We start from the raw sequence: 17,663 nt of genomic DNA on the forward strand, positions 1-17,663 counted from the left end.
CAGAAAGTTGCATTTGCGATCCCGCTTTTACAAGGACCTAAACATATGTGACAGCACGTACATATGCCGTGTTGCCCAAACGACGCACATGTGTACGGAGCATGACAGGAGTGTGACAAACACACCAATCCACAATCAGTATCGCAACCACGGAAACACGCATGGGTAGATGCCCGGGGAGCAAGTCCGCCAGCCCGCCGGCCGTTCCCTGTCGCGAATCCGGTCGCGGTATACGGCGCTGGACTGCCGGCAACGAGTCTTGATAGACTCACGGAGCGCAGACAGCGTATCCATCCATGGCAAATCGCAGGCGGGATCATCATGCCGAAGATCGATGTTGCAGCCGTGCCTAAAATCAAGGGCACCCGATATCCCGCTCCATTCAACGAACCCTGCGCCGAGCGCATACGCCAGCGGCTGGGTGATGCCGGCGGTCTCCAGGATTTCGGCGTCAACCTGATGCGGCTGCCGCCGGGCAATTGGTCGAGCCAGCGGCACTGGCATTCGGAAGAGGACGAATTCGTCTATGTGCTGGAAGGCGAGTTGACGCTGATCGAGGATGACGGCGAAACGGTGCTGCGCGCCGGCGACTGTGCCGCCTTCCCGAAAGACTCGGGCAACGGTCATCACATGGTCAACAAATCGAACGCCATGGCGATCTATCTCGAGGCCGGCACCCGTTCTCCAACGGACCTCATTACCTGCTCCGATATCGACATGATGAGCTCGAGCACGGACGGACTGTTCGTGCACAAGGACGGGATGCCCTATCCGGACGGTTAGAATGGCCGCGGCGCTGGCTCGGCCGCGCGGCTATCTCCGTTCATCCCCGCTCGCCGGAGCCGTCCGGTATGAGAAAAGACGTGTCGGCGCGCCATGCAGCATCACGTCCCGCTCGAAACCGAAGCCGCATTTTTCCAGCACGCGCCGGGAAGCGACATTGACGGGGCGAACAAGCCCGATAACGCGTTGCGCCTGCAGATCATTGCGGGCGAAGGCCAAAGCCTCCTTCACCAGTTCGGTCGCATAACCGTTGCCCCAGTGATCGGGATGCAGGTGATAGGAGAGATTGAGCCCCTCGAATTCCGTCGAGACGGTAACACCGCCGAAGCCGATCAGCCGACCTTCCGTTTCGACCGCCCAGCGTCCGAACCCATGCAAGCGCCAATGTGCCCGGTCGCGGGCGAGGCGCCGGGCGCTCTCGGCAGGAGAATCCGGCCTCGGATCCGGCCGATGGGCTACGAGCTCCGGCCGGGCAAACAGTGTCGTAATGAAATCGAGATCCTGCTCTTCCGGCCTGCGCAGGGATAGGCGCGACGTATGCCGGATCATGCTCCCTCTCCTTGAAGGATCATACCGCCTCGGCAAGAACAGGCGGATCGTAGCAGCAGGCATCCGTGGAGACGCCCACGCGGCACCCGCTCGCCTCAAGCGCGTCCCTCACCACATCCACGAACAGGCGACGCAGCCACAGGGAGCGGCCGTCAGCCTGATCCACGCGCCGGTAGAGCATCGTCACGGGGTCGGCGGGCAACTCGAATGGCGGTGGCGAAATCGCCAGATTGTGCAGCTGCGCCATGCAGTGGGCGATGGACTCCGGCACGGTCGCAATCGCCGGCATGGCCTGCAACGTCATCGGCAGGGCCGAAAAACGCGGCGCGGTCGCCACCACCTGACGACGGTAGCCGAGACGGGCGAGAGCGGCATCCACGTTTGTGGATATGGTGCCTTCAATGGACACGGTTACGTGCGGCGCGTTCGCGAAATGCTTGAGGCTGAGCGGTGCCGCGCATTTCAGATGCCGGGGATCGTAGATGCACAATGACGTCTGTTCGAAGAGGGGCGCGCGAATATGCCAGGAGGCTGGCTCGTCATGCACCGAGATGCTGAATTCATAGGCCCCCTCGTCCAGCAGGCGAGCGGCGTCGCGCCTGTCGAAGGCCATGCTGACCAAGCGGGCGCCGGGCGCCATCTGGCGCAACCGCGCCGCCAGCGGCCCGAAGAAGGATGATTCGAGATTGTCGCAGAGCCCGATGCGGAACTCGCCCTGCCAGCTTCCCGGATCGAAAGCGGCGGGCGGGCGAATGGCGCGCTCGATGCCGGAAAGCGCATCCTCGATCGCCGGCGCGATGGAGAGCGCCCGTGGCGTCGGCTGCAAACCTCTGCCGACGCGCACGAACAATTCGTCATCCAGCGTCTCGCGCAGCCGGCGCAATGCAGCGGAAAGACCCGGTTGGCCAAGCAGCAAACGCTCGGCCGCACGGCTCACGTTCCGCTCCTGCATCAGCACGGAGAAGGCGAGCAGCAGATTGAGATCGATTTTCCGAAGGGTCGCATCATTCATCATCGCCAGTAATACCTGACATGGTTACTATCAATTTGCAATAGGGTTTGAAGATGTACATTTTCTCGTTCCCTGCCGCTCCCAGCCTCCCAAAAAGACGGCAGCACAGAAAGGAACGATCCCGATGACTTCTTCCCAAACCCGAAGCGGGGCCGGATTGGCGTTGCTACTGCTATGCGCCGCCAATTTCCTGGACGCCATGGATGTCTCCACTATTGGGGTGGCGCTGCCCGCGATCCAGAAAGAGCTCGGCATGCAGGCGACATCGCTGCAATGGGCCGTCAGCGCCTATGTGCTCGGCTATGGCGGCTTCCTGCTGCTCGGCGGCCGCGTCGCCGATCTCTTCGGCCACCGCCGCGTGTTTCTCTGGTCGCTTGCCGTCTTCGCTGCCGCGAGCATTGCCGGCGGCTTCGTCGATAGCGCCCAGACCCTGATCGCCGCCCGCCTCATCAAGGGCATTGCCGCCGCCTTCACGGCACCGGCCGCCCTCGCACTGCTGCTCTCCGTCTTCGGGGAAGGCAATGCCCGCGCCAAGGCGCTCGGCGTATTCTCTTCCACCGGCGCCGCCGGTTTCGTCCTCGGCATGGTGCTGGGCGGTGCCGCAACCATCATCAGCTGGCGGGCGACCCTGGTCATGGGCGCACCCGTCGCCATCCTCGCGCTGATTGTCGCCCCCTTCGTCCTGCCCGCCGATCACAAGCGGAGCGGCCCCGGTGCCCGCTTCGACTGGGCAGGCGCAATCACGATCACCCCCGGCCTGCTGCTCTTCGTGTTCGGCGTCACCAATGCCGCGGCCGACGGCTGGCAGGCATTCGCGACATGGGGATCTTTGGTGGCGGCTCTGGTGCTGATCCTGCTCTTCCTGGTGGTTGAGTGGCGCCATAGCGATCCGATGGTCCCGCTTGCCATGTTCCGGCGTGCCAAGCTCAGCCACGCCAATGCCATCGCCGCGCTGTTCCAGGGGGCCTATGTCGGCTTTCAATTCATCGCGACGCTCTATTACCAGACAGTCGTCGGCTGGTCGGCCTTCGCGACCGGCTTCGCCTTCGCCGTCGGTGGCGTCTGCGTGATGTTCCTCGCACCGCGCTTTGCCACGATCGGCCAGGCCCGCGGCACGACCCTGCTGATGACGTTCGGCGTGGGATTGCAGGCCATCAGCTATCTCTTCTGGGTGCTGTCGGTCGGCCAGATCGATACGATCGTGCTGGTCGCCATCTCGCAACTGCTGCTTGGCGTCGGCTATGCCATGACCTATCCGTCCATTCAGGTGGCAGCACTGTCCGATATCGAAGAAGACAAGTCCGGCCTGGCTTCGGGCATGCTGTTTGCCTCCTTCCAGATCGGCGGCGGCATCATCCTGGCGGCAGCCTCGGCGGTCTTCAGCGCAGCACCCAGCTATGGCTGGAACCCCTATATTGCCGGCATCGGCTTCGTCACGATCCTCGCTGCCGCCATCACGCTGCTCGCCGCGGTCGGTCCGCGCTCATCCGCTGCAAAAGCGGCAAACTATCAGGCGGCGGAATAACGCAAAACGGGACGACCCGCCCGATGGGCGGGTCACTCCGCCTCTGCGCCGGCAGCCTGGGCAGCGCGGCGCATCAGAAAATCACGCTCCCTCTGGTTCTCAGCGAGCGCGGCGGCCGTCTCGAAGGCCTGCCGCGCTTCGCCGTAGCGGCCGAGCTTGTAGAGAAGATCGCCGCGAACGCTCGGCAGGAGATGGTAGTCCTTCAGCGCTGGCTCATTCCCGAGGCGCTCGATGATTTCCAACGCCGCCGCCGGGCCTTCGACCATGCCGACCGCCACGGCACGATTGAGCTCGACGACCGGCGAATGAAGGAGCCGGGCAAGTTCGGCATAGAGGTCGGCGATCCGCCGCCAGTCGGTCTCCTCCGCCGTGACCGCCCTCGCATGACAGGCGATAATCGCGGCCTGCAAGGCGTAGACCCCGCCAGCGCCTCCGAGCTCTTCGACCCGCTTCAGCGCCTGCAGACCGCGCTGGATCTGCAGCCGGTCCCAGCGGGCACGATTTTGGTCGAGCAGAAGGATGGGGTTGCCCGCGGCGTCCGTCCGCGCCGCGGCGCGGGAGGCATTCAGCTCCATCAGGGCCAACAGCGCATGAGCCTCCGGCTCCCCTGGTGCCACGGACGTCAGTATTCGGCCCAGGCGTAGCGCCTCGTTGCACAATTGCAGCCGCAGCCAGTTTTCGCCGCGCGCTGCCGTATAGCCCTCGTTGAAGATCAGATAGACGACCTCCAGCACAGAGGCCAGGCGTTGCGACAATTGCTCGCCGTGCGGCGTCTCATAGGCCAGCCCCGATTCGGCCAATGTCTTCTTGGCGCGCACGATACGTTGCGCGATGGTCGCGTCCGATACGAGAAACGCCCTGGCAATTTCCTCCGTCGTCAGGCCGCAGATCATCCGCAAGGCCAGCGCCACGCGCGCCTCGCGCGAGATCAGCGGATGACAGGCCGTGAAGATCAGGCGCAGCATTTCATCGCCGATATCGTCATCCAGAGGAGTGTCCAGATCCGGCATGACCTGCTCCTCCTCTTCCATTTCCCGAACGATCATCCCGTGCTTCTGGTCGAGCATCCGGCGACGGCGCAGATGGTCGAGCGCCCGGCGTCTGGCCGTGGTCATGAGCCATGCGCCGGGCCGCTCGGGGATTCCCGTCTCCGGCCATCGCTCCAGCGCAACGACCAGAGCTTCCTGGGTCAGGTCCTCGGCCAGCGGCACGTCGCGCAGCAACCGTGCCAGGCTCGTGATGAGCCTTGGCTGTTCGATCCGCCACACGGCCAGGATGGCCCGATGGGTGCCGGCGGCCGTCAAGGCCGCCTGCCCCGACGGGAGGCCGAAAATATCATACTCTTGCTTCGGCGAGCGGATCGCATATCCCCTCCGCGCCCGGTTCATAGAAGGCGCGCACCTCGCATGTGCCTTCCCAGCCGGGCATGAAATCCTTGTGCAGCTGCATGAATTCGACCGCCAGCGCCACGGCCTCCTCCTTGGTCTGCAATTCGAAGATCGCATAGCCGCCGACGACTTCCTTCGCCTCCACGAAGGGGCCGTCGACAACACTCAGCTTGCCATCCTTGATAGAGACACGAGCGCCTGTCGCAAGCGGCAGCAGGCCGGCCGTGTCGATCATGCGTCCAGCCTTGATTTCCCGATCCGCGATCTTGTGGATGGCCTCGGCAAGCTCCGGCGTCGGCAGCATGAAATCTTTGGCAAGGACGATAGACATGAAACGCATGGAAATTCCTCCGGAAGCGAGACGCCGGCACCATTGCCGCATAACAAGCCCGCTCATGTTGACGACGAAGCATGCCTCTGGAAATCGACAATCGTTTCAAAAAAATCCGCATCGCTGTCGATCATCGGAAAATCTTACGTCCAGCCCGCGCTAATCATCAAGGGCGGCGTCGCTCAAACGACTTTGGGTGCAGGTAAAATCCTCAATCGCACGATCCCCACCCCCCGCATCGCTTTGTTGACTTCCCAGAACCATTGCAAGATGGTGAGGCGAAATTGGACCTGCGGACTTTCGAAAGCCGGCGTCTCCCCAGGGTCGCAGTCTTCCGCAAAGCTCCGGAGTCAACATGGCGGGAGCTTGTTTCTATGTTCGACCACATTTCGATCGGCGTCAAAGACCTGGCGCGGGCGCAGACGTTTTACGATGCGGCATTGGCGCCGCTTGGCTATGAGCGCCTGAGCAACTTCGACGGCACGATCGGATATGGTGCGGAGCGTGCCCAGTTCTGGGTGAGCGAAGTGGAGCGGCCCGTGCCGGCCGATCGCGGCTCGGGCCTGCATTTCTGTTTCGTGGCGCCGAGCCAGGCTGCCGTCGACGGCTTCTATGCCGCCGGCATCGCCAATGGCGGCGAAGACAATGGCAAGCCGGGCATCCGGCCGGATTACAGCCAGTTCTATTACGCCGCCTTCATCATCGACCCGGACGGCTACCGGCTGGAAGCCTATTTCCAGACCGGCGAATAGGGTACATCCCACAGCGGCATCGCGATCCGCCCTCCCCGCCAGGATCGATCCGACGGGGCGTCGATTTCGTGTGACGATTTTCCTAAGCATTTGAACTTTCAGGCTGCTGTCAGGCTTCTGTCGTAGTGGATGCCAGACAGCGGCCGTCTTGGCGTTTTTCCTAAAACGCCGCCGGGCGCTCGTTTTGACCTCGTTCAGACAGTGGCCGGCATTCCCGATGTATGACAATTCCATTGCTTATGCGAAACGAACCGCATCGGTTAGCAGACCCCTCGTCGCCTTTCTTGCGCTGTTCGCGCTTTGGTGGCTGCTGCTGCTCGTCTTCTATCGATTTCCAGGCATCGATCTCGCCGTCGCCCAGGGCGTCTTCACGGCCAAACCCTGCGCGCCGTCCGCTCCCCTGAAGGAAATCTGCGGCACCTTTGCTCTCGCCAAGAATCCTCTCCTCGAGATCGTGCGGGGCATAACGCTGGCCCTGCCCTACATCGCCATTGCCGCGCTGCTGACGACGCTGATCGCGTCCTGGCGCCGGCATGGAATCCGGCACAGAACATTGGAAACGGATCGCTCCATCGCAGCGCTGCTGTCGCTGGCGGTCGGCTGCGGGCTCATCGTGAATACGCTGCTCAAAGGCTATGCCGGCAGGCCGCGTCCGCGCAGCACGGATCTTTTCGGCGGTTCGCTCGATTTCGTCCAGGCAGGTTCGTTTGCCGGCCGGTGCCTCGGAAACTGCTCCTTCGTTTCCGGAGAGGCGTCGTCCGGCGGCTGGCTGCTTTGCCTTGTGCTGCTGCTGCCGCCGCGCCTGCGTCTCCCGCTCGGCGTCCCCCTCGCGGTCGCTGCGATCATCATGCCGTTCATGCGCGTGCTGACCGGCGCCCACTACCTCTCGGACGCGGTTTTGGGCTGGCTTCTGTCACTGGTGGTTTTCGCCGCCGCCATGGCGGTGATCGACTTCCTGCGACCGGAAGCGTCGAGCCGCGCCTGAAAAGCACGCCACTTAACCGACATCGCGCATACGGCTCAGCCGGCCATGCATGGCCGCCTTTCGCACACGGGCCGCCATTTCGGCAAGTGCAAAGGGCTTCACGAGATAGTCCACCGCACCGCTGCGCATAGCCGCGATCTGGTCCGACAGCTGATCATAGGCCGAGATGACCACGACCGGCGTCGAATCTCCGCGCGCGCCCATGAGCTTCAGCACATCGAGGCCGCTTCCATCAGGCAGGCGCAGGTCGAGCAGAACCACGTCACGGGGTTCCCCCGCGACGGCACCCGTTGCCGATTCCAGATTCATCGACCAGTCGACCGACCAGCCGTCGGCGCACAGGTGATCCCGCACGGCGTTGCCGATAATCGGATTATCCTCGACTAATAAAAGCCGCACGATTGCGCCCCCATTGCAATCGGGCCGGTATGATGCCTATTTCTGACGGTAACCTGAACCCCCTTGCGGAGACCGTAAAAAGCGAAACCAAGCCAAATAGTGGCCCAGATAGCCCCTGAAAAAGAATGCGTCGTTCAGGTAAATGTCAGGAATCGTCGCCATGGTGGCGGGCTTTGACAGCCGACGCACACCTTGCGGTAGAGGGCTTCCCACCCAACCGGTAGCACACGTCTCGGAGAAAACCATTGACTCATGAAAAAGCGACCTCCGGGTGGCAAAACATTCGGCCAGCCGTCGGTAGCGTCACGCTGTGCTTCATAACAGCGCTCTATGTACTTCTTGTGACAAATCGTATGTTCTGGACCAAGGCCTACGGTTACTTCACAACCGAGCATACTGCCTTTGCCGCATTCGTCATCGGCATTGCCGCGGCCATCATGGCGCTCTTCACGTTCTTTTCCGCCAAATACATCACGAAGCCGGTGCTGATCTTCTTCGTGCTGGTAGCCTCCGTATCCTCCTGGTTCAACGACCAGTTCGGCGTCATCATCGACAAGGAAATGATCCGCAATGCGGCCGTATCGACGGGTGCGGAAAGCGGGCACCTGATCACGGCGCGCTTCGTGACATATGTCCTGCTGACGGGCATCTTGCCCTCGCTGGTCATCGCATGGGTTCGGATCCTCCATCGTCCCATCCTCAAGAAGCTGGCCCACAATACCGCCGTCATCCTCGCCTGCGCAGCGATCTTCGTCGCTGCGGGCACCAGTTTCTACAAGACCTATGCCGGCGTCGGTCGCGCTCACCGCGACCTGATGGATACCCTCAATCCGGTGCTGCCGATCACAAGCGCAGTGCGGTACGTCATCGACACGCACAGGAACGCCGACGTGGTGGCGCAGCCGCTGGGCACGGATGCCCACAAGGTCGGCGTGGCCGACAACGGCAAGCCGCGCGTGACGATCATCGTCGCCGGGGAAACCGCACGCGCCCAGAACTTCTCCCTTGGCGGCTACGGCAAGTTGACCAATCCGGAATTGGCACAGCGCAATGTCGTCTACTTCCCCAACACCAGCAGCTGCGGGACGGCGACGGCAACCTCGATACCCTGCCTGTTCTCGGTCTATACGCGCGGGCAGTATACGCATCACAAAGGACTTGAGACGGAAAACCTGCTCGATGTGCTGACCCATGCCAAGGTCGATGTGACCTGGCTCGACAACGACACCGGCAGCTACGATGTGACCAACCGCGTCTCCTATACCTATCTGCCGCCTTCCGCCGATCCGCGCTTCTGCAAGGACGGCGAATGCAAGGACGAAATCCTCGTCGACAAGATCGACGGCTGGCTCGACAAGGTGAAAGGTGACAGCGTGCTGGTGCTGCATCAGCTCGGCAGCCATGGCCCGGCCTATTACCAGCGCTATCCGGAAGAGTTCCGCCGCTTCCGGCCGGATTGCCGTTCCAACGACTTCAGCGCCTGCTCGCAGGAAGAAATCACCAATGCCTATGACAATACGATCCTCTACACGGACCATATAGTCGCGATGGTCATCGACAAACTGAAGCAGCGCTCGAACTCGGTATCCGGCGCCGTGCTCTACTTCTCCGACCACGGCGAGTCGCTCGGCGAGAATGGCATCTACCTGCACGGCACACCCTATATCATCGCTCCGTCGCAGCAGACGCATGTGCCGATGCTGGTGTGGATGGCCGACGATCTCGCCAAGGCTGCCGGTTTCGACATGGCGTGCCTCTCGAAGCAGGCAGGCGAAGGCACTTACTCCCACGACAACATCTTCCACAGCGTTCTCGGCATGATGGATGTTTCGACGAAGGTCTACGATCCCAAGCTGGACGTCTTCTCCGCCTGCCGCACGCCGTCGAACAAGCTGGCGCTGAACTGACATATCGCGCAATAACCGGCGACCCCCGTTCCGACACGGGCCGCCGGTCTTTATGGATCGGTCATCAAGGATCGATCAAAGACGCTTGGGCTCGCGGATCGTCCGCTCGTTTTCCACATTGCCGGTATTGAGCGTCGTGTTCCGCTCGAAAAGCACGACTTCGCAGGTCGGCTCGGCGACCGGGCAATGTTCCACCCCATGCGGAACGATGACGTATTCGCCGGGTCCAAGCACGATATCGCCGCCGTTTTCGTCGTGCAGCTTCATGCGCAGCGTGCCCCTGACAACAAGGAACAGCTCGTCTTCCTCGTCGTGATGATGCCAATGGAATGCGCCGTCCAGTTTGACGAGTTTGACCTGAAAATCGTTGATGTCGCCGCCGATGCGCGGACTCCATGTCTCATCGAAAGCGGCAAAAGCTTTGGTAAGATTGATCTTTTTCAGCACAACCATATGCTTCCTCCTTCCGGCCTCGAATGGCTCGATGTCGCCGACAATAATATTGGCGGGAGTAAGGAGTAAGACAACGGCCGCCGCCGCCCGGCATATCGAATTCATCGAAGGTTTCCGCCGAAACTTTCCGGGTAGTGGATGATGGGGAACGACACTACATGCTGTCGCAACATCACTTCGACACATGACAGGAAAAATCATGACGATAAACAATGTCGAATTCGGCCTCGATACTTTCGGCGACGTGACCTTTGACGACAAGGGCACGCCGTTGCCGCATGCGCAGGTCCTGCGCAATGTCGTCGAGGAAGGCGTCCTCGCCGATCAGCTCGGGATCGATTTCTTTGGCATCGGCGAGCATCACCGCGAAGACTTTGCCGTCTCCTCGCCCGAAACGATCCTGGCGGCCATCGCCAGCCGCACATCGAAAATCCATCTGGGATCGGCCGTGACGGTGCTGAGCTCGGACGATCCGATCCGCGTGTTCCAGCGCTTCTCCAGCCTTAACGCCATATCGAACGGCCGTGCCGAAGTCATTCTCGGCCGCGGCTCCTTCACGGAATCCTTCCCGCTGTTCGGCTTCGAGCTGTCGCAGTACGAGCAACTCTTCGAGGAAAAGCTCGATCTGTTCGCCGCCCTGCTCAAGAACGAGCCGGTGAACTGGCAGGGCAGCATCCGCCCGCCGCTGCAAAATCAGAAGGTCTTCCCGACCATCGAGAGCGGCCATCTGAAGACATGGATCGGCGTTGGCGGCAGCCCGGAATCCGTGGTGCGCGCCGCTCACTACGATCTCCCGCTGATGCTGGCGATCATCGGCGGCAGCCCCTATCGCTTTCAGCCCTATGTCGACCTCTATCACCGCGCCTTCGAGCAGCTGGGCAAGCCCGTGCAACCGATCGGCATCCATTCGCCGGGCTACATCGCCGAAACGGATGAACAGGCGCGCGAGGAATTGTGGCCCTGCTTCAAGGCGATGCGCGACCGGATCGGCCGCGAGCGCGGCTGGCCGCCCATGACACGCGCGGAGTTCGACAACGAGATCGAGCGGGGCTCGCTCTATGCCGGCTCTCCGGAAACGGTCGCCGCCAAGCTTGCCCCGGTCATCAAGACGCTCGGCATCAACCGCTTCCAGCTGAAGTACAGCGCCGGCGCACTCGGCCACGACAAGATGATGCGCTGTATCGAACTCTATGGCCAGAAGGTGATCCCGGCCGTGCGCGCCGCACTGGCGGCATAGCCGCAGGCAGATACTCCCTCCGTGGTGATCGATCGGATCAACGGGCGCTTCGCTGCACGGCGAGGCGCCCATCGCTTTTCCGCTGTCTTTCTATCGTAGTAAATGCTACCTATATCGATATCGGTAATATTCACTACATGGCAGCGACAGCATGTCTGAGAAGACCCAAGACCTGCAAAGTTTCGATGATCGCGTTCTCGGCGCGATTGCCACGCTGGCGCCCGCCGAGCAACGCATTGCCCGCTTCTTCGTCGATCAGAAGCAGGCCGCGCTGTTGAATTCGGCGGCGCAGATCGCGCAGCTTGCGGGCACCAGCGACGCCACGGTCGTGCGCACCGCACGCGCCCTCGGCTTCGAAAGCCTCTCGGCGCTGCGCGCGGCCTTGCTTGCGGAGCTGACGGGAACCCCTTCGCCCCGCTTACGGCTGGAACGCACGCTGGCTGAAACGGGCAGCCGGGCGGGCGACGCGCTTCGTCACGTCATCGGCATGCACGAGAAGTCTTTGGACATCCTGCGCCAGGAGGAATTTGCAGCAAGCTTCGAGCACTGCGTCGATATGCTGGCAAACGCTGCCCGGCGTCATGTCTTCGGCATCGGGCCGTCCGGTGCCATGGCGGATTATGCCAGCCTGCAGTTCAATCGCATCGGCCTGCCGACCAGCGCGCTCTCGGCCTCCGGCGTTGCACTCGCCGACCGCCTGCTCTGGATAGGCGAAGGCGATGTTGTGCTTGTCATGGCCTATGCGCCGCTCTATCGCGAAATCGAGGTGCTGCTCGAACACGCCGGCAAGCGCGGCGTGCCGGTCATCCTCGTCAGCGACGACCTCGGCCCGCTGGTTGCCGACAAGGTGACGGAAATCCTGCCCGTCCCGCGCGGCAATGCCGGCCACCTCGCCATGCATGGCGGTACGCTTGTGCTGATCGAATCCCTGATCGTCGCACTGGCGGCGAAGGGCAAGGGCAGTGCCAGCGACAGCCTCGACCAGCTCAGCCAGCTGCGTGGCGCTATCGACAAGGCATGGAGCAAACGCGGCACGAGGAAACGCAAATGAGCGCGACGAAAGCGCCGGACTCGACTGCCCAACGCGCAAGCTCATCCAGGACATGAAGAAAATCCCCTTGGAAAATAGCTTGCGAATTCAAATCCCTAATCGTCATTCGGGAATCTTTTCATGAACAGCCTCACACCCATTCTCTCCACCGTGACGGCTTCCTTTCTCGGCTCGTTCGTCGAGGTCGTGGAGGCCTTTACCATTGTGCTGGCCGTTGGCGTCACCCGAAGCTGGCGCCCGGCCCTGACAGGAGCCGCCCTCGCCCTTGCCGTGCTGGCCGCCCTCGTCGTCATCTTCGGGCCGCTGCTGACGCTGGTGCCGATCGAGACGCTGCAATTCGTCGTCGGCGTTCTCCTCATCCTGTTCGGCATGCGCTGGCTGCGCAAAGCGATTCTTCGCTCGCTCGGCGTTATCCCCCTGCATGACGAGGAAGCAGCCTACTTGAAAGAGACGACCTCGCTGCAAGCGCAATCCACGGATCGCCGGGCCGATTATCTCGCCGGCCTCGCCGCCTTCAAGGCTGTGCTCTTGGAAGGCGTCGAAGTGGTCTTCATCGTCATCGCAGTCGGCGCCGCGCATGGCCTCACGCTCTATGCCGGCCTTGGCGCGCTGGCCGCCTTCGTGCTTGTCATGCTGATCGGGCTGCTGGTTCACCGCCCGCTTGCCAGCGTACCGGAAAACACCCTGAAATTCGTCGTCGGCCTCATGCTCACCAGCTTCGGCATCTTCTGGACCGGCGAGGGCATCGGCGCGCATTGGCCGGGAGGCGACCTCTCCTTGATCGCCATCTTCGCGATCGTCTCGCTCGCCTCCTATGCCATCATACGAGGCGTGCGCGCCTCCAACGGCAACCCAGCAGCAAAGGTAGCCCGATGACCGTCTTGCGCATCATCCTTTCCGAACTCATCGGCATGTTCATCGATGACGGCAGCCTCGCCATCTTCTCCCTGATCCTCATCCTGGCGATTGCCGGAGCGGTCGAGTTTCTTGCCATGCCGCCGCTCGCGGGCGCGCTCCTCCTGCTGCTCGGCTGCCTAGCCATCCTGCTCTACAGCGTTCGCCGCGCCGTGAAGCGATGAGATTCACAACAGCCTGCAAAGCCTTGGATTTGCAGGCTGTTGTCGTGCCACCTTCCGTCCAGCTTTAATTCTCGACAGAACTCTTCGCAGATGCGAAGAATTCCGCAGCCTCAGCGAAAAGGAGAAACGGCATGAGCAGCGCCTATCCCGAAGTCTATCTCGTACGGCACGGACAGACGGAGTGGAGCCTCTCCGGCAGGCATACCGGCCGGACCGATATTCCCCTGACCGCGGCCGGCGAGGAAGCTGCCCGCAAGGTCGCAGGTCGCCTGCCCGCCATCGATTTCGCCGCCGTCTGGTCCAGCCCGTCGCAGCGCGCGCAAAACACCTGCGCTTTGGCCGGCTTCGGCGACCGGCGCGTCGTCAAGGACGATCTGGCGGAATGGGATTACGGCGCCTATGAGGGCATTACCACCAAGGCGATCCTGGCCGAACGCCCAGGCTGGCAGGTCTTTCGCGACGGCTGCCCGAATGGCGAAACTGCAGCCGATGTCGGCGCGCGCGCCGACCGGATCATCGGTGAACTTCGCGGCATCGACGGGTCCGTTCTGATCTTCTCCAGCGCCCATTTCCTGCGCGTCTTCGCCGCCCGCTGGGTCGGCCTGCCGCCGGAGGGCGGCGAGCATCTGGTTCTCGACACCACGAGCATCAGCGTCATCGGCTACGAACATGATCTGACCGAGCCTGTCATCCGCCGTTGGAACGAAGTCTGACGCTCGCGCAGCAATCGCCACGTCTTCATAAACGTTTCGAGCGGCCCAGAGCCGCTCGATGTCTTTCAGGAAGTCGATCTTAAGCCACTTACCAGGGCTTGAGACCCAGCAGCTTCTCACCCAGCGGCGTCAGCGCGGCCGTGGTCGCATTGTGCTTTTCCCATTCGCGGGGGTCGCCCGGAAAGGCATCACGCTTCGGAGAGTCGAGCTCACGCCAGAGACGGATGCGCTCCTCGCGCTCGGCGACATTGTCGTATTCGGCCGGATGCATGGAGATATATTGCGCCATGCGAACGCGGTTGTCGGAATGGTTCGGACGAACGCCATGCGCCAGCAGCGAGTTGAAGATCATCAGGTCGCCCGGCTCCATATCGATGTTGACGACCGACAATCCCGTCATGTCGGGATGCATCGGATCACGATCGGCCGGCTGCGTCTTTTCCCATTCCTCGAAATGCTCGAAGAGCTGCGGCACACACTGAAACCCGCCGACATCGCCATCCTGCTTCTTCAGGCTGAGCACGCCCTGGACGCCGATCGGCAGCGGGCGGATCGAGGTGTCGACGTCCCAATGGATGAAGCCGTTCAGATTGCCCTTCACCTTCTTCGGCGGGTTGAGATTGGCGCGATCGATGGTGACCCACAGATCCTCGCGATCCCATATGTCGACGAAGACATCGTAGATGCGCTTTTCCATGCGGTTGTCCCAGAGGTACTGGTGATTGTAGATCTCCAGCATGCCGGTATTGTTGAGCTCCTTCATCTTGTGCTCGCGCCGCTGCGGCGCATACCAGGTGGAGGGATCGTTCGGGTCCTTCTCGTCAAAACGCCACAAAACGTCGGCAAGCCGCTCGACATTCGCCGCCGGCACCGCTTGACGCACGATCACATAGCCCTTCGTGATCCAATGCTGCCAATCGTCCTTCGACAGCACCCTGAGCGGCAATGTCTTCTCGATATCCTTCAGTTGCGTCGTAACCGTGGATGCGGTCGGGTGAGCATCTCGTTTCAAGGCAGGCTGCATCGGTTTCCTCCATCTTGGCTACCCCTTAGGTTTCGGGTGACGGAAAACTTGTAACCGCAAGCGGCGCTTCGATGTTGCCCGCCTCTGGCCAATTCTGATACTATTCTGTCTTCGTTAGCATTATGGACGCCCCATGAGGCCCTATCTCGAAGTCCTGCCCCGTTCGCCGGAAGCATCCTGGAGCATGTTGAACCGCCGGCTCGACGACTGCATTCCCTTCCAGTGGCATCATCATCCGGAATTCGAGCTGACGCTCACGCTGAACTCCATCGGGCAGCGCTTCATCGGCGATCACAGCGGGGACTATGGCGACGGCGATCTCGTGCTGGTCGGCCCCAACCTGCCGCATAGCTGGGTTTCGCGCGCCAAGATCGAGGAACAGACGCCGCATATCGCGCTGGTGCTCTGGTTCAATCGTGAGTGGCTGCTGCGGATGACGGGCGGCGCCGTCGAATTCCGATCGATCGAAACGATGCTGCAGCATGGAGACAGCGGCCTGCGCTTCTCGGCGGCGACCTCCGCAGCCGTCCGCCCAGCCTTCGAAACCATTTTCGAAAAGCCGCCCGTCGAGCGCCTGCTGTCATTGCTTGGCATCCTGGTCAGGGTTGCGGAAGACCGGCATGCCACTCCGCTTGCCAGCGCACCGGCGCAAGCGCCGGACATCAAGGAAAGCCGCGACCGCATAGACCGTGTCCTGACGCATATGCATCTTCACTACGTCCGCGCGATCGGCCTCGATGAACTGGCCGATATCGCAGCGCTTAGCGTCTCCGGCCTGCACCGCATGTTTCGCCGCCATACCGGCGGGACGATATCGGATTATCTCGTGCGCATGCGCATCGGCGATGCCTGCGCCCGCCTTTCCTCCACGGATCAGGCTATCCATTACATCGGCGATGCGGTCGGCTATGCCTCGCTCGCCAATTTCAACAGGCAGTTCAAGGCGCTGAAGGGCATGACGCCACGGGAATACCGGGCGATGTTCCTCAGGCGCTGACCGCCGCCGCCGCGAGCAGTCTCGCAATCTTCGCCGCCGCCGCGTCCGCCGCCTGCGCCTCCATGCGGGCGATGCCGAGCAGCAGCCCCGACCGCGCAGGACCGAGATACAGCGCCGATATCGGCCGCACGGCGAAACCGTGGGCATTGATGGCGCGCGCTACGGCAAGATCGTCGGTCTCGACATCCCGGAACCAGCTTGCCAGCTGCAGGCCGCCGCCGCCCGCTCCGACCTCGAGCTGGGCGCCGCAATGGCGATCGAGCGCAGAGACGGTTGCCGCCATGCGCTCCGCATAAATACCGTTCATGTGCCTCAGATGCGCGCGGAACCGTCCCTCGCGCATGAAATCGGCAAGCGCTGCCTGGATATGGATCGGCACGACAGCGCCTCTAAGCCGTTGCGCAGCCTCGATGGCCGTCACGAGCCGGGAGGGGACGACGGCATAGGCTACACGCAGGCCAGGCGCGAGCGTCTTTGAGAAAGTGCCTATATAGGCGACCACCTCGCCGCTATCGATGCCCTGCAAGGCGGCGATCGGGCGCGACGCATACTGGAACTCGCTGTCGTAATCGTCTTCCAGCACGATCGCGCCATTGGCCCGGGCAAACTCGAGCAGGGCGAGACGGCGCGTCAGGCTCATGGTCACGCCCGTCGGATATTGATGCGAAGGCGTGACATAGATCAGCTTCGGCGCAGGCCCGGCACCGCGCGCAATATCGATGCCCTCGGCATCGCAAGGCACCGGCACGAGTTCGGCTCCGGCCATCCGCAAGATCGCCTGCGCGCTGGCATAACCCGGCTCCTCCATCCAGACCAGGTTACCGCCGGGATCACCGGGATGCAGCAACACGCTCGCAAGCAGTCCGATCGCGGCGCCGGTCGATGGTACGATCACGACCTGTTCGGGACGGGCGACCACGCCGCGCGTCGCCGCTATATGATCGAGGATGGCTTCGCGCAACTCATGAACGCCGCCGTGATCGCTATAGCCGAGATCATGCACCCGCAGCGAACGAGCCCTGGCCCCGAGGCAGCGCGCCCAGGCGCCATGCGGAAAGGCGGAAACGTCAGGCACTCCGGGTTCGAACAATCCTCCGGTTTTGAACTCCGTAACGCGTGGCAGGTTGGCCGGCGGCGCTGCGGCCTGCCCGGATAGTGGCGCCGTCGGGAAAACCGCGACACGCGTGGCGGCGCCGGTTGCCGATTGCAGATAACCCTCCGCCTTCAGGCGTTCATAGGCATTGACCACGGTCGAGCGCGCAACGCCGAGCGAAACAGCCATCGTCCGCGTCGACGGTACACGCTGCCCGGCCGGCATCTGCCCGTGAAGGATGCGATCGCGCATCAGCCGATAGACTTGTCCCTCCAGATCGCCTGACGTGCGGTCGAGTGCCGGCCATCGTGCCGCGGATACCATGAAACCTCAACTGGTCTGCTGAAAATCAAAAAACTGGCTATTTATAGCCTACCTCTTTGCT

Annotated in this window: 19 protein-coding genes; 11 read left to right on the forward strand and 8 right to left on the reverse strand. The window is 62.2% G+C overall.

Annotated elements, in window-relative coordinates; genetic code table 11:
- Positions 1–321 precede the first annotated feature (321 nt).
- Positions 322–783 (forward strand): cupin domain-containing protein, encoded by a 462-nt coding sequence (locus tag ACQZ6J_RS03640; RefSeq protein ID WP_449082009.1) that lies wholly within the window; start codon positions 322–324, stop codon positions 781–783.
- 30 nt (positions 784–813) lie between these two features.
- On the opposite strand, the gene ACQZ6J_RS03645 is transcribed toward ACQZ6J_RS03640, so the two are convergent.
- Both ACQZ6J_RS03645 and ACQZ6J_RS03650 read right to left on the reverse strand, forming a co-directional pair.
- Positions 814–1,332: a GNAT family N-acetyltransferase gene (locus ACQZ6J_RS03645; protein ID WP_449082011.1), complete on the reverse strand. Its 519-nt coding sequence runs from the start codon at positions 1,330–1,332 to the stop codon at positions 814–816.
- Between the two features lie 19 nt (positions 1,333–1,351).
- Positions 1,352–2,347 (reverse strand): LysR family transcriptional regulator, encoded by a 996-nt coding sequence (locus tag ACQZ6J_RS03650; RefSeq protein WP_163986356.1) that lies wholly within the window; start codon positions 2,345–2,347, stop codon positions 1,352–1,354.
- A gap of 121 nt (positions 2,348–2,468) precedes the next feature.
- On the opposite strand from ACQZ6J_RS03650, the gene ACQZ6J_RS03655 reads away from it, so the two are divergent.
- A complete protein-coding gene (locus tag ACQZ6J_RS03655) occupies positions 2,469–3,869 on the forward strand; it encodes an MFS transporter (protein WP_163986357.1) in 1,401 nt (466 codons plus the stop codon).
- A 32-nt stretch (positions 3,870–3,901) separates the two neighbouring features.
- Here ACQZ6J_RS03655 and ACQZ6J_RS03660 read toward each other — a convergent pair whose 3' ends face one another.
- Both ACQZ6J_RS03660 and ACQZ6J_RS03665 read right to left on the reverse strand, forming a co-directional pair.
- Positions 3,902–5,173, reverse strand: a complete 1,272-nt coding sequence (locus ACQZ6J_RS03660; RefSeq protein ID WP_449082014.1) for an RNA polymerase sigma factor — start codon at positions 5,171–5,173, stop codon at positions 3,902–3,904.
- A 31-nt stretch (positions 5,174–5,204) separates the two neighbouring features.
- Positions 5,205–5,597 (reverse strand): YciI family protein, encoded by a 393-nt coding sequence (locus tag ACQZ6J_RS03665; RefSeq protein WP_163986359.1) that lies wholly within the window; start codon positions 5,595–5,597, stop codon positions 5,205–5,207.
- 365 nt (positions 5,598–5,962) lie between these two features.
- On the opposite strand from ACQZ6J_RS03665, the gene ACQZ6J_RS03670 reads away from it, so the two are divergent.
- Both ACQZ6J_RS03670 and ACQZ6J_RS03675 read left to right on the forward strand, forming a co-directional pair.
- Positions 5,963–6,340 (forward strand): VOC family protein, encoded by a 378-nt coding sequence (locus ACQZ6J_RS03670; protein ID WP_163986360.1) that lies wholly within the window; start codon positions 5,963–5,965, stop codon positions 6,338–6,340.
- A 217-nt stretch (positions 6,341–6,557) separates the two neighbouring features.
- Positions 6,558–7,325 (forward strand): phosphatase PAP2 family protein, encoded by a 768-nt coding sequence (locus ACQZ6J_RS03675; RefSeq protein WP_163986361.1) that lies wholly within the window; start codon positions 6,558–6,560, stop codon positions 7,323–7,325.
- Between the two features lie 12 nt (positions 7,326–7,337).
- Here the strand turns inward: ACQZ6J_RS03675 and ACQZ6J_RS03680 are convergent, their stop codons facing one another.
- Positions 7,338–7,724, reverse strand: a complete 387-nt coding sequence (locus ACQZ6J_RS03680; protein WP_449082017.1) for a response regulator — start codon at positions 7,722–7,724, stop codon at positions 7,338–7,340.
- Between the two features lie 353 nt (positions 7,725–8,077).
- On the opposite strand from ACQZ6J_RS03680, the gene ACQZ6J_RS03685 reads away from it, so the two are divergent.
- Positions 8,078–9,631, forward strand: coding sequence for a phosphoethanolamine transferase (locus ACQZ6J_RS03685; protein ID WP_449082019.1), 1,554 nt, complete (start codon positions 8,078–8,080; stop codon positions 9,629–9,631).
- A gap of 75 nt (positions 9,632–9,706) precedes the next feature.
- Here ACQZ6J_RS03685 and ACQZ6J_RS03690 read toward each other — a convergent pair whose 3' ends face one another.
- Positions 9,707–10,084 (reverse strand): cupin domain-containing protein, encoded by a 378-nt coding sequence (locus ACQZ6J_RS03690; RefSeq protein ID WP_449082021.1) that lies wholly within the window; start codon positions 10,082–10,084, stop codon positions 9,707–9,709.
- A gap of 199 nt (positions 10,085–10,283) precedes the next feature.
- Here ACQZ6J_RS03690 and ACQZ6J_RS03695 point away from each other — a divergent pair, with 199 nt between their 5' ends.
- The 5 genes from ACQZ6J_RS03695 to ACQZ6J_RS03715 all read left to right on the forward strand — a co-directional run bounded on the left by ACQZ6J_RS03695 (position 10,284) and on the right by ACQZ6J_RS03715 (position 14,164).
- Positions 10,284–11,321, forward strand: coding sequence for an LLM class flavin-dependent oxidoreductase (locus ACQZ6J_RS03695; protein ID WP_163986365.1), 1,038 nt, complete (start codon positions 10,284–10,286; stop codon positions 11,319–11,321).
- A gap of 151 nt (positions 11,322–11,472) precedes the next feature.
- Positions 11,473–12,372, forward strand: coding sequence for a MurR/RpiR family transcriptional regulator (locus ACQZ6J_RS03700; RefSeq protein ID WP_449082023.1), 900 nt, complete (start codon positions 11,473–11,475; stop codon positions 12,370–12,372).
- A 120-nt stretch (positions 12,373–12,492) separates the two neighbouring features.
- On the forward strand, positions 12,493–13,248 hold the full coding sequence (locus ACQZ6J_RS03705; RefSeq protein ID WP_449082025.1) for a COG4280 domain-containing protein: 756 nt from the start codon (positions 12,493–12,495) through the stop codon (positions 13,246–13,248).
- Positions 13,245–13,451 (forward strand): hypothetical protein, encoded by a 207-nt coding sequence (locus ACQZ6J_RS03710; protein ID WP_449082027.1) that lies wholly within the window; start codon positions 13,245–13,247, stop codon positions 13,449–13,451. Before ACQZ6J_RS03705 ends, ACQZ6J_RS03710 begins: the two co-directional genes overlap by 4 nt.
- Before the next feature lie 131 nt (positions 13,452–13,582).
- A complete protein-coding gene (locus tag ACQZ6J_RS03715) occupies positions 13,583–14,164 on the forward strand; it encodes a histidine phosphatase family protein (protein ID WP_449082029.1) in 582 nt (193 codons plus the stop codon).
- An 88-nt stretch (positions 14,165–14,252) separates the two neighbouring features.
- On the opposite strand, the gene ACQZ6J_RS03720 is transcribed toward ACQZ6J_RS03715, so the two are convergent.
- Positions 14,253–15,188 carry a phytanoyl-CoA dioxygenase family protein gene (locus ACQZ6J_RS03720; protein ID WP_449082031.1) on the reverse strand — a complete coding sequence of 312 codons (936 nt, stop codon included), beginning with the start codon at positions 15,186–15,188 and terminating at the stop codon, positions 14,253–14,255.
- Positions 15,189–15,321: 133 nt separating this feature from the next.
- Here ACQZ6J_RS03720 and ACQZ6J_RS03725 point away from each other — a divergent pair, with 133 nt between their 5' ends.
- Positions 15,322–16,185: a helix-turn-helix domain-containing protein gene (locus tag ACQZ6J_RS03725; RefSeq protein WP_449082033.1), complete on the forward strand. Its 864-nt coding sequence runs from the start codon at positions 15,322–15,324 to the stop codon at positions 16,183–16,185.
- On the opposite strand, the gene pdxR is transcribed toward ACQZ6J_RS03725, so the two are convergent.
- The gene (gene pdxR, locus ACQZ6J_RS03730) at positions 16,175–17,602 is read right to left on the reverse strand and encodes a MocR-like pyridoxine biosynthesis transcription factor PdxR (RefSeq protein ID WP_449082035.1); all 1,428 of its coding nucleotides are present in this window, start codon (positions 17,600–17,602) and stop codon (positions 16,175–16,177) included. The two genes, ACQZ6J_RS03725 and pdxR, sit on opposite strands and share 11 nt — an antisense overlap.
- Positions 17,603–17,663 lie beyond the last annotated feature (61 nt).

This window comes from Rhizobium sp. A37_96 (assembly GCF_053521765.1).